Source organism: Nocardia sp. NPDC058666, from assembly GCF_042714895.1.
In the GTDB taxonomy this organism is placed as follows: Bacteria; Actinomycetota; Actinomycetes; order Mycobacteriales; family Mycobacteriaceae; genus Nocardia.
This window is the reverse complement of record NZ_JBHXRY010000008.1, coordinates 23,738-40,279: the sequence shown is the minus strand read 5'-3', so window position 1 is coordinate 40,279 and position 16,542 is coordinate 23,738. Positions and strand designations below refer to the sequence as shown.

Sequence of the window (16,542 nt, the reverse complement as noted above, 5' to 3'; positions counted from 1 at the left end):
GATGTGCTCCTCCACAGGCGGATTCAGTGAGTAAGGTCGGTGCCCGCGATGTCGCGGCTCACGCGCAGGAATTCGTCGTTCTCCGCGGCCAGGCCGATGGTGGCGCGCAGGTAGCCGGGGATGCCGACGTCGCGGATCAGCACGCCGGCGTCGAGGAAGTGCTGCCAGGCCTGCCCGGCGTCGGTGAAGCGACCGAACAGCACGAAGTTGGCGTCGCTGGGGATCACGTCGAAACCGAGGGCAACCAACGAAGCCGCGACTCGATCGCGCTGAGCCGCCAATTCCGCGACGCTGCCGAGGGTTTCGTCAGCGTGCCGCAAAGCCGCACGTGCGGCGGCCTGAGTGACCACCGACAGGTGATACGGCAACCGCACCAGCAGAATCGCGTCGATCACCGCGGGCGAGGCAGCCAGGTAACCCAGGCGCCCACCCGCGAACGCGAATGCCTTGCTCATGGTCCGGGTGACGACGAGCTTGGTCGGGAACCGGTCGATCAGCATGATCGCGCTGGGTGCCGCCGAGAACTCGCCATAAGCCTCATCCACGACGACGATGCCGGGCGCGACATCGAGGATCCGCTCGAGCTCGTCGATCGGAATGCTGTGTCCGGTCGGATTGTTCGGACTCGTCACGAACACCACATCGGGCCGACGTTCGACAATCTGCGCTACGGCATAGTCGATGTCGAGCGAGAAATCACCGCTGCGCTGCGCCTCGACCCACTCGGTATCGATGCCCTCGGAGATGATCGGGTGCATCGAGTACGACGGCACGAAACCCAATGCGCTACGGCCGGGCCCACCGAAAGCCTGCAACAGCTGCTGCAGAATCTCGTTGGACCCGTTGGCCGCCCACACATTCGCGGTATCGACAGCGACGCCGGTCTGACGAGTCAGGTATTCCGCGAGGTCCGCACGCAGAGACACCGCATCCCGATCCGGGTACCGGTGCAGATCAGCCGCTGCCGCCCGCACAGATTCCGCGACATCGTCGATCAGCGCCTTGCTCGGCGGGTGCGGGTTCTCGTTGGTGTTGAGCTGCACCGGCACCGTCAATTGCGGTGCGCCATAAGGCGATTTGCCCCGCAGGTTATCGCGCAGCGGCAGCTGATCCAGCGTCGCCGAAGCACCGGGCACGGTCGGAGTGCTCATGCCTCCGCCTCGCTGGCGCTCAGCTGCGGCATGCGCACCGCGCGCTGGCACATGATTCGCTCGCTACGCTCGCTCATGACAGCGCCTCGAAACGCGCCTGCACAGCCTGACCGTGCGCGGGCAGATCCTCCGCATTGGCAAGTGCCACAACATGTCCGGCGACATCCTTCAACGCCGCCTCGGTGTATTCCACGATGTGGATGCCACGCAGGAACGTCTGCACACTCAGCCCCGAGGAGTGCCGCGCGCACCCAGCGGTGGGCAGCACGTGGTTGGACCCCGCGCAGTAGTCACCCAAACTCACCGGCGCCCAAGGCCCGACGAAGATCGCACCCGCACTGCGCACCCGCCCCGCCACCGCGGCGGCGTCGACAGTCTGGATCTCGAGGTGCTCGGCCGCATAGGCGTTGACAACCAGCAGCCCCTGCGCGATGTCGTCGACGAGCACGATCCCGGACTGCTTGCCCGACAACGCTTCCCGCACCCGATCGTTGTGCTTCACCACGCCCAGTTGAGCATTCACCGCGGCATCGACCGCATCGGCCAACGCCACGGAATCGGTCACGAGCACACTCGCGGCCAGCACATCGTGCTCGGCCTGGCTGATCAGATCAGCCGCCACATGCACCGGATCAGCAGTCGCATCGGCGAGCACCGCGATCTCGGTCGGCCCGGCCTCGGCATCGATCCCGACCAGCCCACGGCACAGTCGCTTGGCGGCGGTGACGTAGATATTGCCCGGCCCGGTGATCAGGTCGACAGGCTCGAGCGCCCCACCATCGGTATCGACACCGCCGTAGGACAGCAAAGCCACCGCCTGCGCCCCACCGACAGCCCACACCTCATCGACGCCCAGCATCGCGGCCGCGGCCAGGATGGTCGGGTGCGGCAGCCCACCGAACTGCGCCTGCGGCGGCGACGCCACCACCAACGACTCCACTCCCGCGGCCTGCGCGGGCACCACATTCATCACCACAGAGGACGGGTACACGGCGTTGCCGCCGGGCACATACAGCCCGACCCGCTCCACCGGCAGCCACTTCTCGGTGACAGTGCCGCCGGGCACCACCTCGGTCACCGTGTCGGTGCGTCGCTGATCCGCGTGCACCTTCCGGGTCCGCTCGATGGCGACTTCCAGGGCGGCCCGAACAGCGGGATCCAATTCAGCGAGGGCTTTGTCCAGCTCAGCGACAGGAACCCGCACCACAGCGGGCCGCACACCATCGAACTTCTCGCTGTAGTCCAGCGCCGCCGCGGCACCCCGATCGCGAATGTCCTCCACGACCGGCCGCACATGATGCAGCACCGAATCCACGTCGACCCCTCCCCGCGGCAGCGCGGTACGCAGCTCGGCAGCGGAAGGAGTACGACCGCGCAGATCGACGCGGGCGAGCTCGATGCGGGATGTCATATCGGGGTACGGTCCTGTTCTACGCTGGGCCTGAAGGTCAGCTACCAGCCTAGTGGTCGCCCGCCAGCGCATTTCCACCCACATCCCGCCCGTGCGCGGCGTACCCGCCGATCCGCCCTCGCTCATCGGGCGGACCAGCGGTTTCAGCGAGTGTCGCCGTCGATGCGCAGACTGCCGCCGGAGTTCACCACGCGCATGACCATGGCCTTGGTCGAGCCGTTGATGGTGATGCTGGCCAGGCGCATGTTGGTGGATCCGTCGGCGTTGTTGCCGCTCACGGCGGTGATGCTGGCGAAGCTCTGGATCGAGCGGTCGCTCCAGTATTCGCGGAACGCGGACTCGCTGCCGTAGACCTGCTGGGCGGCGGGGGTCAGCAGCGACCAGGAACTGGCGGGGTCACTGAAGAACGCTTCGACCAGCTGACCGGCCGAGCCGATGTCGACCGTACCCACATTGCTGGCCTGACCCAGTGCGGGGGTGGCCGCGCTGGGCTTGGGTGCCACTGTGGCCTGCACCGAGGTCGACGGACCCGCTTGCACCTGCGGCGAATCGGAGTCCGAGGCACTGAACGCGCTGATCGCCACGGCGACCGCCGCGACCACCGCACCCACGCCGGAACCGATCAGCACCGCACGTCCCTTGCCGGCCTGTTTGCGGTGCACGGGGGCGGGCTGGGCTTGGGTGCGCGGGTGGGCGGCGGTGTCGTGGCGGGGCGCGGGACGCGGGTTCGAGCGGATCTGGCGGGTGGTGGCGGTCGAAGCGCCTGCGTGCGAGGCGCGACGCCCGGATTGCCGGATCACCTGGGTGGTCGCCGCGGAGTTGCGTCGGCCGAAAGCCTCACTGGCAGGGACGAATCCGGCCGGCACGGAGTTGTCGTCCTCGGCGAAGTGGGCCAGCGCGTCGCGGGCCTCGGTCATCGTCGGACGGTCGAGGGGGTCCGGGCTGAGCAGATCGAGCAGGAAGTCGGTGGCCGGGCCGGCGTTGTGCGGTTCGCGGACCTGGCCGTTGGCGGCGGCGTAGAGCACCGCGAGGGGGTTGGCGTTGGCGCCGTAGGGCGGTTCGCCTTCCAGCGCGTGGAAAAGCGTTGCGCCCAGGGCGAATACGTCGGCGGCAGGCGTCGGATCGGAGCCGCGCGCCACTTCGGGTGCGAGATAGGCGGCAGTACCGCAGATCAGCCCGGTCTCGGTGAGCGTCACGTCACCCGCGGCACGGGAGATGCCGAAGTCGGTGATTTTCACCTCACCGTGGTCGCCGAGCAGGATATTGCCCGGTTTCACGTCGCGGTGCACCAAGCCGGCCTGGTGGGCGGCGATCAGCGAGGAGGCGACCTTCTCGCCGATGCGGGCGACCTCGAGCAGCGGCAGCGGGCCTTTTTGACCCAGCTCACCCGCGAGGCTGACCGACTTGAGGTACTCCATCACCAGGCACGGGTCACCGTTGTGCTCGGTGATGTCGAATACCACGATGGCGTTGGGATGCTGGAAGCGCGCGGCGTTGCGGGCTTCCCGAATCGCGCGCTGGCGCAACACATCCCGCTCACCCTCGGGCAAGCTCGGTTTGATGTGGATCTGCTTCACTGCCACTGAGCGCTGGAGGCGTTCGTCGACAGCGCGCCATACAACGCCTGTGCCGCCGCTACCAATACGCTCGACCAGGCGGTAATGCTCCGCGATCTTCTGACCGGTATCGATGGCGCCTACTCCGAACCTTCTCGAAATTGTGACATCCCGCGTATTGACCATGGATATGGTCCGCGCACGAGTGTAGCTGGCGCAGTGATGACCGCGTGCGGCAGCGGGGGGATTGCTCGCCTGCGGAGGGAAGAACGTCTCATGGTGTCACACGCAGCATGCGGCCCGCTGCCTCGACCGCCGGACCGGAGCTCCCGGCGTCGGCGATGAACACCGCGAACGCCAGATCGTCCTTGATTCCGACGAACCAGCCGTGTGCGTGGGTGTCGTCGAGGTATTCGGCGGTGCCGGTCTTGCCCAGCAGACCCGGGATATCGCGCAATGCGGTGGCCGTTCCCGAGCTCACGGTCTCGCCCATCATGGTCTCTATCTGCGATGTCACCGCGGCAGGCACCGGCGCCGACGGCCGGTCAGCGGTGCCAGCACGGCCTCGGATAATGCTGGGCGCGGGCGCGGAACCGTGCGCGAGCGAGGCCGCGACCAGGGCCATTCCGAACGGGGAGGCAGTCACCGTGCCCTGCCCGATGCTGGATTCGACCCGTTGCGCGGGGTTGTCCGCGGGCGGAACTTTCCCGGTGACGGTCGTCAAGCCGGGTGTCACATAGTCCACCCCCAGACCCAATTGCTGGGCGGCCACGGTCAACGCGTCGGCAGGCAACTTCACTCCCAACTCGGCCATCGTGGTGTTGCACGAGCGTGCGAACGCGGTGTGCAGTGGCACCATACCCAGGTCGAAGCCGTTGTCGTTGGGAATCGTGCGTCCTTCGATGGTGGCGCGGCCGGGGCACGGCAGCACCGTGTCGGGGGTGACACCGCCCGCCTGCAGGGCCGCGGAGACGGTGACGGTCTTGAACGTGGAACCCGGCGGGTAGAGACCGGTCAGCGCGATCGGGCCCTGGGCGTCGGCGGGTGCGTTCTGGGCCACAGCCAGCACCTCGCCGGTGGAGGGGCGCAGCGCGACGATGGCGGCCGGAGTGGCGACGGGGGTCAGTGCGGCTTCGGCGGCGTTCTGCAAGTCGATGTCGACGGTGCTGGCGATGTCGGTGGTCGGTGTCGCGTCGGGTCCGGCGATGCGCTGGGTGCCTGCGGGGGTCTGTGCGCGAATGGCCCAGCCCGCGGCGGCGTCGGCTTGCTCCTGCCACACCTGCGCCAAACCCGCGGTAGTGGGTCCGGCGAGGGTTTTGTCGACGGTGAGCAGGCGCGGCTGTGGTGCCAGCGTCACGCCGCGCACCCCGCTCAGTGCCTGCTGCACCGGGGCGATATCGGCTTCACGCAGGGCGACGGCGGTGATCGGTTTGCCTTGTGCCGCAGCCAGATCCGTGCGCAGCGTCGTCTCGGTGACACCCTGCGGCGCGAGCAACGAGGCAACACCCGCCAGATCGGCATCGGGTGCCACATTCACCAGGGTCACCACCTGCTGCGTCATCAGCTCACCACCGGAAGCGTCGAGCACGCGGGCCGGTTTCGCCGGGACCTGGCTGTAGCTGAGCGGGCCGAGGTCAAGGCCCGGCGCAACTGTGGTCGGCTGCCAGGCGATCTTCCAGTCGTCGGCACCGGTGGTGGTCCCGGCGCTCGAGTAAGACCACACATGACGACCGTCGGGGCCGAACTTCCAGGTGGATTCCAGCGTGAACGACTTACCGTCGGTCGACGTCAACCCGACGGTGTCGTTGTGGCCGAGATTGTCGAACAGGGCGGTCAGGACCGGCCGGGCTTGCTCTGGCGCGTCGGTCAACGCCGCGGCGGCGGCAGCATCTCCGCTGGTCAGCGCGGCGGCGAAAGACTCGACGACCGTCTGAGGTTGGTCAGGACCCGACGAGCACGCGACGGGCAGCGCAGCGAGCGCGACGAGCAGGACCGATGCCTTCCGTGGAATGCGCACCCCTGCGACAGTAGCGGGATCTGTGATGCCCGTGGGGTTCTCGTTGCTGCTGGGACGAACCGGCGCGCTACCACCAGCCGGTGATCGTCCCGATCTGGCGGCCGAGTTCGGGGGCCAGCGAGCGGGCATAGCTGGCGGTGAGGTGGTGTTCGTCGCGATAGATGAGCACATTGCCCTCGACCACCCGGCAGCGCTGCGGTCGACACACGGCGTCGGTCAGGTCGAGGGAGTGGACGTTCGGGTAGCTCGCTGCCGGTTCCTCGGCGGGGTTGTGGGCGTCGAGGGCGTCGTTGCGATCCAGCCCGCAGCTGTCGGGGTCGCCGCGATGGGCCAGGCAGTCCGTGGCCCGGTAGAGCACGCCGTCGCGGCGTAGCCGAGGGGTGTCACGCAGCGCGAGCACGTTGAGTCCGCGGTCCTGCAGCGCCGACCACACCTCGAGGTACTCCGCGGGCACCTCGTCGCCCAGGCCGTTCATGCGGTAGCGGGTGGACAGGGTCAGCACCCAGTCCGGCGATTCCGCGGCCAGCCGGTCCAGCACCTCCACGGACCATTCGTGGCATTCGGGGAACGGGAATTCGGCGTAGGAGGGCTGGTCGGCGAGCACGACCGGGCACCCTTCCTTCAAGTACGACACCACCCGGAACCCGCGCTCGACGCCGAGAACTTCCAGGGCGGGCAGCCAGTGTTCGGAGTGTGACCCGCCGACCAGCGCGATCGAGCGGGTCGCGGCCTGGTCGCCGTAAGTACACACGCGCACTTCACGATTGGGCGTGATGCAACCGTCGGAGGTCGCTGCCGGTGTATCCGACGGTCCTTCGAAGATGGTGGGGCGCATGGGTTCCGGCCAGAATTCGGCGCCGGAGACCAGCGCGGCGGCACCGGGATACAGGCGGGTGTCCAAGGCCTGCAACGGTTCGGTGGGAATCGTGCGCAACACCACCTGCCAGCCCAGCGAGGCGACCACCACGACGACAGCCGTGGCCAACACCAACACCCCTGTCCCCCGGTGGTTTTCGGCCTTCTGTCCGCGCGGGGGCATTCGCAGCGGCGTCTCGATCAACCGGGTGGTCGCGTAGGCCAGGGTCAGCGAGGCCCCGATCACCACCAGCCCATCGACGATGCCGGCGTGCGCGCGTCCGGTCTCCCCGAGATAGAAGATCAGGATCGGCCAGTGCCACAGGTACAGCGGGTAAGCCAGCGTGCCGAGTTCGGTACAGAACCGCCCGGCCAATGCCCGATTCGGCCATGCCCGCGCTCCCCCGAAACCCGAGGCGATCACCAGGCAGGCGGCCGCCACCGGCCACAGCGCGGCCACGCCGGGGAACTGATTCGCGCCGTCGAACAGTGGCCCACAGGACAGGACCATCGCCACGCCGACCGCGGCGGCCAGCCAGCGCAACCGGTTCGGTATCCGAAGCCACGGCGCCGCGACCGCCAACACCGCGCCCGCCAGGAGTTCCCAGCCGCGCGCGATGCTGTCGTAATAGGTCCAGGCTTGATGCTGTGCGTGCCCGGACGCGGCGTACCAGAACGACAGTGTTCCCAGCCCGACCAGCACGATCACCAGCGTGAACCGCCCGGCGTGACCGCGCCTGCGCAACCAGGCCCAGCCCGCCAGCAGCGCGAGAATCGCCAGATAGAACTGCCCCTGCACCGACATCGACCACAGGTGTTGCAGCGGACTCACCGAGGCATCGGGTGACAGGTAGTCCAGTTCGGCGTTGGCCAGGTACCAGTTCTGGCTGTAGAACATCGAGGCCAGGGTCTGCGAGGCCGCTTCGCCCAGTTGGGTGTAGGGCCGCAACACCACCGTGGCGAGCAGAACCGCCGCTAACACAATGACCAGCGAGGGCATCAGCCTGCGCACGGTCCGCCGCGCGGTTTCCTTCGCGCACACCCACCCGCTGCGCTCGACCCCGCGCACCACCGCGCCGGTGAAGAAGAACCCCGACAGCACCAGGAACACGTCCACACCGCCGGAAACGCGTCCCGCCCACACGTGGAACGCCACCACCAACGCGATCGCTACGCCGCGTAGCCCGTCCAGGTCGTCCCGTCTGGAGACAGTGCCGCCGACCACCGCATCCGGTTGCACCCGTGATGCGGACCGAGTATTCGGCAGCAACAAACCCACAGAATCGGCCCCCACGGTGTCTTTGTTTCCCGGCAAGTAACCATTAATTTGCCGTAGCGACACCCAGGAAGCAAACTGCCATGCCGTGGGGGCAGGTGAACTATCGGGTTCGCCAGGGGGTTGTGGTGAGGGTGGCCGCGTCGGTGTCGTCCAGTTCGATATCGAACACTTCGATCAGAATTTTGGTCAGTTCGGTGGGTTCGAGTTCGCGCGAAGTCGAAGTGCCGTCGGGATATTCCGTGGTCAGGGTGAGATCGTCGAGCACGTGGTGGGCATCGGGCAGGAAGCGTTGAACGAAGGGCCGGGTGACGAACGGCGAGCGCGGTGACGTCGACACGAAGTGGTTGCCGACCGCGTAGTCGATGCGGAACTGCGGGTTCTCGGTGAAGGTGTGGCGGTCGATCCAGCCGTCGCGGCCGAACTGGAACAGCACCCACAGGTCGTCGGCCCGGCGCTCCAACCGGTACCGCCAGTCACCCAACGCGAATTCGCCTGCGCTGTCGACCAATTCGAACGGCTCGAGGGGTCCGAAGCCGAAACCGACGTCGCAGATCCAGACGCGGTCGTCCTCGGGAGTGGTCACGCGCAGCAAGGCGTGGGTCGCGGGTCGCAGGGCGCCGGTGTCGACGATGCCGTAGGTGACGCGTGCGCTGAGGCCGGTGACGCCGAATCCGAACCGTTCGAGGGCGGCGGCGAACAGGCCGACGTTTTCGTAGCAGTAGCCGCCGCGGCGGTGTCGGATCATCTTGTCCTGCAAGGTGTTCAGGTCCAGGGGGATGCCGCGGCCAAGGACGATCTCCAGGTTTTCGAACGGGATCGTGGTGGTGTGGGCGTGGACCAGGGCGCGCAGGGTGTCCACCGATGCGGTGCGCGGACCGTCGTAGCCGATGCGCGCCAGGTAGGCCTCGAGGTCGAGCTCGGCTCCCAGCCAGCCGTGATCGTCGGTCATCTCGTCCTCTTTTCGGTCGCCTACTGAATCTGCCTCGCACAACCGCGTCGTCGCGACTGTTATTCCATGACCCGAACACGCCCGCACATGCCGCGGTCCCCGCCACCCTACGAGCAGGTGTGCGGGGACCGTGACAACCCGCGTGTCGGCGCGGGGCGTTCTTATCGGAGTGTGATCAGCGCAGCGCGACCTCGGACCCGCGATGCAGCGGCACCGGCGCGGTCTTGCCGGCGGTGTCGGGCTTGATCCCCTTGGCGGCCGGGTTCGCCTGTTCCAGTTGGGGTTTGCGGTCCATCAGGGTCGTGGTGAGCACGCAGGCCAGGTTCGCGTCGAGGTCCTCGCGGACCACGAGCAGGTTGGGCACCACGATGGTCGGAGCGTCGGCGGACAGGCCGTAGGTGGCGGCCGGGATCGAACCCGTTTCGTAGACCGGGTTGATCTCCTTCAGTTTCGGCAGCACCGAGGTGATGTCGAGGAAGCGGACCTTGTCCTTTGCGGTGGTGAACAGGTCGGTGATGCCCGGTGTGGGCAGGCCGCCGGACCAGAACATGGCGTCGATGGAGCCGTCTTTGAGCCCGTCGACGGTCTTGGTCAGGTCCAGGCGCTGGGCGGACACGTCGCTGTCGGGGTTGAGCCCGGCGGCTTGCAGCACGCGCTGGGCGATCACCTCGGTGCCCGATTTGGGCGAACCGGTGGAGACGCGTTTGCCGCGCAGGTCGGCCAGCGAGTTGATGCCGGCGTCGGTGCGCACGATGACCTGGGTGTAGTTGTCGTAGAGCCGGGCCAGCGCGCGGATCGGCTGCGCGGTGGTGAAGCTGCCCTTGCCCGCGACGGCGTCGGCCGCGGAATCGGCGAGCGAGAAGCCGACCTGGTAGGTGCCGCCCACGACCTGCTGGATGTTCTGCACCGAGGCGCCGGTTTCGGCCGCGGTGGCCTTGACGGTGCCGTTGGTGGCGGCCGAGATCTGCTCGGCGTAGGCGTTGCCCAGCGCGAAGTACACGCCGGTCGCGTTGCCGGTGGCGATGCCGATCCTGGTGTCCTGCTTCACTTCACAGGTCACCTCACCACCCGCGTCGGCGGTGGGCGTGTCCTGTCTGCCGCCACCGCAGCCGGTGAGCAGTGCCGCGGCCGCGACCACGGCGACAAGTGTTCTGACCATGAGCTTCCCTTTCGTCGACGGCCACGCCGCCTGCCGATTTCCGCGAATCACGGTGTGTCCGTGGAAGTTCTGTTGGCCCGGTCGACCAGGCCCGCGACCGCGGCCACGACCAGCAGTCCGAGTCCGATCCCGGTGGCGACCGGATTCGGGTACAGCAGAGTCAAACCCGCCGCGGCGGCCAGTACACGCGGAATCGGTCCGATCGCCCCGATTCCGAACAGCCACCCGCCCGTCGCCGCCGCCAACGCCGCCACACCCACACACGCGGCCGCGCTGACCCACAACACGTCGAGCAGCGGTCCGCGTCCGAGCAGGTGCTGACCCGAATCGGTGAGCACGAACATCAACGGCACCAGGAAGGCGGGCAACGCGTAACGCAGGGCGTGCCACATCGTCGGCATGGCTTTCGCGCCGGTCACCGCGGCCGCGCCGACCGCCGCCAGCGCGGTCGGCGGCGTCACTTCCGACAGCACCGAGAAGTAGAAGACGAACATCGCGGCGGCGGGTGCGGCGACATGCAGGTCCAGCAGGGCTGGGCCGATGATCACCCAGCCGATCACGAACGACGCGGTCACCGGGACCGCAAGACCCAGCAGCGACAACGCGATCGCCGCGAGCACGGCGGTGGTCGCCAGGATGACGGCGGGGTTGTCCGACAGCGCCGAACCGGCCTTGACCAGCAGTGCGGCCAGTTGCGCGCCGAGGCCGGTCTTCGTGGTCATCGCGGTGATCACGCCCGCTGCCGCACATACCGCGACCACCGGCAGAGCCGACCGCATTCCCAGCGACAGTGAGCGCAGCGCTTCGATCACGAACTGCGTCACGGTCTTTCGCGTCCATCGATGCGCGTCCGTCTCCGCTGACCGGCGCAGCATTCGATCCGGGATGGCCAGCAGCAGCGCCAGCACGGTGGCATACACGACCGCACGCGTGGCACTCATCCCCGCCAACAACAGCACCACGATCACGATCAGCGACGAGAAGTGATATCCGAAGCGCCCCAGCAGTTTCCACCACGGCGTCGGCAGCGGACCATCGGCCAGATCGACCGGCGCGCGTCCTTCCGCATGAATCCGCCGCGCATCGATTTCGACCGAAAGCAGGATCCCGAGGTAGTACAGCAGCGTCGGGATCAACGCCCAGCCCAACACCGTCACATACGAAACATCAAGGTACTCAGCAACAATGAACGCCGCCACGCCCAATGTCGGCGGCGACAGGATCGCACCGACACCCGCCGCGGCGAGCATCCCGCCCGCCTGCTCGGGCCGATACCCCGCCTTGCGCAGGATCGGCCAGGTCACCGCACCGGTACTGACCGCGGTCGCGGTTCCCGACCCCGAGACCGTGCCGAGCAGGAAACCCGACGCCACCGCCGTGCGCCCCGCCGCACTGTGCGAGCGCCGGAACAACGACACCGACAGATCCACGAAGAACCGTGCGGCACCGGAGAATTCGAGTACTGCCCCGTAGAGCGTGAACAGCACGATGTAGCTGGCAGCCACGTCCAACGGCGTCCCGTAGAACCCACTGCCCGAGTTGTACAGCGCGTCCACGATCTGATCGATATCCAGACCAGCGTGCGCGATCGACCAATCCTGCGGCAACAGCCCGCCGTAGTACCCGTAGCCAAGAAACACCAGACACACCACCGGCAAGATCACCCCGGTGGTCCGCCGACACGCCTCGAGCACCAGCACCAACAGCAACCCACCCATCACCACATCCAGCGGCGCCAACATCCCCTGCCGGTCCAGAAACGCGTCGTATCCCCCACCCGCGTCCCCGATCACAAACGGCAGCACCGGATACAAACACACCACCAGCGTGACCGCCGCCAACACCCAGTCCAGCACCGACGGCCCATCGGCCCGATCCAACGGCCCCCACCACGACCGATAACTCAGAAACACCAACGGCAACGCGACCGCGAGAAAGACCACCAGGTAGTACTGACTACCTTGCGCCAACGGCCGAAACACCTGCCACACCGACAACAACGCCAACGCCAGCGCGACAATCCCCACCAACCGCGCAGGGAACCCCGACAGCACCCGAGCAGGCCGCTCCTCGTCATCCACCCCCAGCTCAGCCGCAGTAACAACCGGTGGTGCAGCGCTCATGAGCGGACGATAGCAACGGGATTCGCGCCCTGGGAGCGAAACCGGCAACCGCGCGGTGTGCACAAAATGGTCAGTATCGCCGCGTCGAGTTTGTCGGTGGCTATGCCTACGATCCGTGCATGATCTCGATCGATACTGCGCAGCGTCGCGCCCGGCTGGCCACCCGGCATCGACTCGCGCCGTCGGCTCGCTCGAACGACCCTGTCGACATCGCGCGTTCGATGGTGGTCCTGCACGCCACCGACCCCGCGACAGTGTTTCTCTCGGTCGGCGCTCGTGGTGTGGATCTGACTCCGGGCGATGTCGAGAAGGCGCTCTACGACGACCGCACGCTGCTGCGAATGCTGGCCATGCGCCGCACGATGTTCGTCGCGCCGACCGAATTACTGCCCGTGCTGCAGGCTTCCACCTGTGATGCGCTGGCCCACAAGCAGCGTCGCACCTACGGCCGCTACATCGAGCAGGCCGACGTGGTCGACGGTGATATCGAGACGTGGCTTGCCGAGGTCGAAGCGGAAACCCACGCGGCCTTGCTGACCCGCGGCGCGGCAACCGGTGCTCAGCTGAGCAAAGACGTGCCGCGCCTGCGCACCCAGATCGACACCGCCCCCGGCAAGTCCTATTCCAAACCCACCAGCATCACCACCTGGGTGCTGGTCGTACTCGGCGCCGAGGGTCGGATCGTGCGCGGCCGCCCGAACGGCAGCTGGGCCAGCAGCCAGTACACCTGGGCACCCGTGGAAACCTGGCTACCCGAAGGGTTTTCACCACTTCCTGCGGCAGAAGCCCGCGTAGAGCTGGTACGTCAATGGCTGTACGCCTTCGGCCCGGCCCCGATCACCGACCTGAAATGGTGGACCGGCTGGACCCTCGGCGAAGTCCGAAAAGCCTTGGCAGAACTGGACATCACCGAAGTAGACCTGGACGGCACCCCCGGAATAATCCTCGCCGACGACCTCACCCCCGTCCCCACCCCCGAACCCTGGGCAGCGCTGCTCCCAGCACTGGACCCCACCCCCATGGGCTGGAAATCCCGAGACTGGTTCCTCGGCCCCCACGCCCCCGCCCTGTTCGACACCAACGGCAACATCGGCCCCACCATCTGGGCGAACGGCCACATAGTCGGCGGCTGGGCCCAACGCCCCGACGGCGAAGTAGTCACCCGCCTCCTCGAACCCGTAACCCCCGACACCCAAAAACTCATCGACACCGAAACAGCCCGCACCACAACCTGGTTCGGCGACACCCGCGCCATCCCCCGCTTCCGAACCCCCTTACAACGCGAACTCACCACCTGACCAACTGCAATTTCGGCAATATCCTGCCGTTTTCATCGCATGACGACCTTGAATGGGACCGAAATTGCATAGATCGGCAGAATATTGCCGATTAGCTCAATTCGGGCGTAGCCTGGTGACCAAATAGGTCAATTCGGCAAGATCCTGCCGATCGGAGGTGCAGTGGTGGATGTACTGAAAGACATCGGCGCAAAGGTTCGCGCGGAAAGACGCCGTCATCGACTGACCCAGGAGCAGCTTGCCGAAGTTGCCGACACTTCCACACGCACGGTCCGCGATATCGAGCACGGCCGAGGTTCGACCAGTATCGCGACGGTCGCCGCCGTGGCCGACGTGCTGGGCCTGACCCTGATCGTGGCACCGTGACGGACTTCGAGCTGTTTCGGCGAGTCGACGAAGCGGACGTCTACAAGGCCGGACGCATCGCCGCCACGATCAGCAGGACCACGGATGGCGGGACCGAATTTCGTTACGTACCAGGGTATTCCGGTGATTACGTCGCTTCCACCCTGCCGCTCGGCGTCGAACCGGTCACCGGCGGGTCGGGGTCTGTCCCGCCCTTCTTCGCGGGCCTGCTGCCGGAGGGGCACCGCTTGACGGTGCTCCGTCGTGCGGTGAAGACCAGCGCTGATGACGAACTCAGCCTGCTTCTCGCAGTAGGAGCGGACGCACCGGGCGACGTCCAGGTGTTTCCCGGCGGCACGGCCCCTGTTGACGTTCCCACGCTCGTCGACTGCGAATCCGCAGACGAGCTCGAATTCGACCGTCTGATAGACGATGTCGATCGACAGGCGATCCCGGGGGTCCAGAACAAGGCGAGCGCGTCGATGATCAGCACCCCGATCGCCGCTGGCTTCGGTCGATTCATTCTGAAGCTGTCTCAGTCGGGATATCCCCACCTGATCGAGAACGAAGCCGCGCATCTGGCCGCGGCCCGGACGTTGAAGCTTCCGGTCGCCGGTTCGGATCTCGTGCACGACAAGTCCGGAAAGCCCGGCTTGCTCGTCCGCCGCTTCGACCGTGTCCGGGTGGGCGATACGTGGCGTCGTCTCGCGTTCGAAGATGCCACCCAGGTGCTCGGATTGCCGCCGTCCGCGAAGTACAACGTCGACGCGGTCGAGGTCGTCCAAGCACTCACCGGCATGGTTCGCGCACCTGCGGTAGCGGCACGAAATCTCTACTTGCAGTTCCTGTTCGCATGGCTGACCGGCAACGGCGACCTACACGGTAAGAACATCGGCGTGCTCCGCGACAGCGAGAACCGCTGGAACATCGCCCCCCTCTACGACATTCCCTGCACCCTGGTCTACGACGATGATTCGATGGCGCTGCCGATCGCCGGACGCACCAAAGGGCTCCGAGCAAGACACTGGGCTGCCTTCGCCGCGGAAATCGGCCTGCCCGCCAAAGCCGCGACCTCGGCTCATAAACTCGCACTCCGAGCATCCGCGACGGTCGATTTCGACCAGCTACCGTTCACCGGTTCACCGCTGCACAGAACACAACGTGAGCTGCGCTTACGCCGTGGTGAGTTGGCACAGGCACTGGACTCGTGAACAATGACCGGGCGAATAGAGCGAACCCAGATCTGGGCTGCGGGCACTCAGCGCAGTGATGGTTCGGCCTGGGCCGGGTGGACCCAGAGTGCGACGACTCGCGGTTCGCCGCCGGGTCCGACGTCGCCGTACAGGGGCACCACCCGGTCCCAGAATTCCCAGATTCGGGAGCGCATTCCCGCGTCGGGTGGGTTGGCCAGGCGCCAGCCGACGGCGAGGGAGACGACGTCGGGGGCGTCGAGGACCAGTTCGATGTGGGCGTGGGGGAAGCGGTCGAGGTAGCCGCGGATGGCGGCGGTGAGTTGGTCGGCGGCGGCGCGCAGGTCGTGGCCGCCGTTGCCGTCGCCGCGCAGGTCGAGGGATTGTTCGTGGTCGACGGTGCCGTAGCCGACGGCGAAGACGGGGGTGTGGCCGCCGGTGTCGGCCAGTTCGGTGGCGCCGAGGCGTCGGCCGGCGTGGGCTGTCAGGTCGACCACGTCGGCCATGTCGCCGCGGGAGACCGCGATCAGGACTCGGATACGTTGGGCGGCAGCATCTTCGGCTGGGCCGTCGGGCAACAGGACCGGCGCGCCGTCGATGATCGCGGCGTGACGCAGAACGGGAAGCGGCGCAAAGGAATCCGCGTGTCGCGGGTCGGATGCGGGGTACGAGAACGCCGCTGGTGGTCCGTCGTCGTCGACGGCGAGGATCCTGGTGCCCGGCCGCGGCAGCCAGTCGTAGCCGATGGAAACCGCTACGGGCCAAGCGAAGTCGGGCACAACCGAGTACCCGGAATCACTGCTGTCGGCGTTGAGCGCGGCATCGAACGCCGCGCGAACCTCGCCGACCGTGCCGCGAAGATCCACGACCCCGTCCGGTGTGGCGGTCGAGAAGGTTCGTCGCACCGCGCACAGGTCCTGCGTCTCGGTGGCCGCCGCGGTGATGGCCGCGCGGTGCAGCGACGGCACGCGGCTGCTGTCGGCGCGCAGGTAGTACAGCGTGCCCGACGTGTTCCGCCGCCACAGGTACCGCAACTGCATCAGCGACGCCAGCAGGAACAACACCAGCAGGGCGAAGAACACCACGATCTGCAGCACCGCGGCGGGCAGCAGATCCTCGGCGACCAGCCCCATCACGGTGACCAGCAGCGTCGAGCACAGCGCCAGCAGAACCGGCAGTCCGTACTGATGCCAGCGACTCATTCGCCGA

At 67.2% G+C, this 16,542-nt stretch carries 12 protein-coding genes; 3 read left to right on the top strand and 9 right to left on the bottom strand.

Annotated elements, in window-relative coordinates; genetic code table 11:
- Window positions 1-23: 23 nt before the first annotated feature.
- The 8 genes from ACFWVD_RS18865 to ACFWVD_RS18830 form a co-directional block, all read right to left on the bottom strand.
- Entirely contained in the window at window positions 24-1,151 is a 1,128-nt protein-coding gene (locus ACFWVD_RS18865) for a histidinol-phosphate transaminase (protein WP_379244421.1), read from the bottom strand.
- Between the two features lie 73 nt (window positions 1,152-1,224).
- Window positions 1,225-2,562 carry a histidinol dehydrogenase gene (hisD, locus tag ACFWVD_RS18860; RefSeq protein ID WP_379244419.1) on the bottom strand — a complete coding sequence of 446 codons (1,338 nt, stop codon included), beginning with the start codon at window positions 2,560-2,562 and terminating at the stop codon, window positions 1,225-1,227.
- A 143-nt stretch (window positions 2,563-2,705) separates the two neighbouring features.
- On the bottom strand, window positions 2,706-4,304 hold the full coding sequence (locus tag ACFWVD_RS18855) for a serine/threonine-protein kinase (RefSeq protein WP_379244417.1): 1,599 nt from the start codon (window positions 4,302-4,304) through the stop codon (window positions 2,706-2,708).
- Window positions 4,305-4,392: 88 nt separating this feature from the next.
- A complete protein-coding gene (locus ACFWVD_RS18850) occupies window positions 4,393-6,135 on the bottom strand; it encodes a penicillin-binding transpeptidase domain-containing protein (protein ID WP_379244415.1) in 1,743 nt (580 codons plus the stop codon).
- A 67-nt stretch (window positions 6,136-6,202) separates the two neighbouring features.
- Window positions 6,203-8,269: an acyltransferase family protein gene (locus ACFWVD_RS18845; protein WP_379244413.1), complete on the bottom strand. Its 2,067-nt coding sequence runs from the start codon at window positions 8,267-8,269 to the stop codon at window positions 6,203-6,205.
- A 100-nt stretch (window positions 8,270-8,369) separates the two neighbouring features.
- Window positions 8,370-9,218, bottom strand: a complete 849-nt coding sequence (locus tag ACFWVD_RS18840; protein WP_379244411.1) for an arylamine N-acetyltransferase — start codon at window positions 9,216-9,218, stop codon at window positions 8,370-8,372.
- A gap of 175 nt (window positions 9,219-9,393) precedes the next feature.
- Window positions 9,394-10,377 (bottom strand): TAXI family TRAP transporter solute-binding subunit, encoded by a 984-nt coding sequence (locus ACFWVD_RS18835; RefSeq protein WP_379244409.1) that lies wholly within the window; start codon window positions 10,375-10,377, stop codon window positions 9,394-9,396.
- Between the two features lie 47 nt (window positions 10,378-10,424).
- Complete coding sequence (locus ACFWVD_RS18830) at window positions 10,425-12,500, bottom strand: TRAP transporter permease (protein WP_379244407.1); 2,076 nt, start codon at window positions 12,498-12,500, stop codon at window positions 10,425-10,427.
- Window positions 12,501-12,619: 119 nt separating this feature from the next.
- Here ACFWVD_RS18830 and ACFWVD_RS18825 point away from each other — a divergent pair, with 119 nt between their 5' ends.
- The 3 genes from ACFWVD_RS18825 to ACFWVD_RS18815 all read left to right on the top strand — a co-directional run bounded on the left by ACFWVD_RS18825 (window position 12,620) and on the right by ACFWVD_RS18815 (window position 15,354).
- Entirely contained in the window at window positions 12,620-13,798 is a 1,179-nt protein-coding gene (locus tag ACFWVD_RS18825) for a winged helix DNA-binding domain-containing protein (RefSeq protein ID WP_379244405.1), read from the top strand.
- Between the two features lie 165 nt (window positions 13,799-13,963).
- On the top strand, window positions 13,964-14,164 hold the full coding sequence (locus ACFWVD_RS18820) for a helix-turn-helix domain-containing protein (RefSeq protein ID WP_379244403.1): 201 nt from the start codon (window positions 13,964-13,966) through the stop codon (window positions 14,162-14,164).
- On the top strand, window positions 14,161-15,354 hold the full coding sequence (locus tag ACFWVD_RS18815) for a type II toxin-antitoxin system HipA family toxin (RefSeq protein ID WP_379244401.1): 1,194 nt from the start codon (window positions 14,161-14,163) through the stop codon (window positions 15,352-15,354). Before ACFWVD_RS18820 ends, ACFWVD_RS18815 begins: the two co-directional genes overlap by 4 nt.
- Before the next feature lie 47 nt (window positions 15,355-15,401).
- On the opposite strand, the gene ACFWVD_RS18810 is transcribed toward ACFWVD_RS18815, so the two are convergent.
- Window positions 15,402-16,535 carry a hypothetical protein gene (locus ACFWVD_RS18810; protein WP_379244399.1) on the bottom strand — a complete coding sequence of 378 codons (1,134 nt, stop codon included), beginning with the start codon at window positions 16,533-16,535 and terminating at the stop codon, window positions 15,402-15,404.
- Window positions 16,536-16,542: the final 7 nt, after the last annotated feature.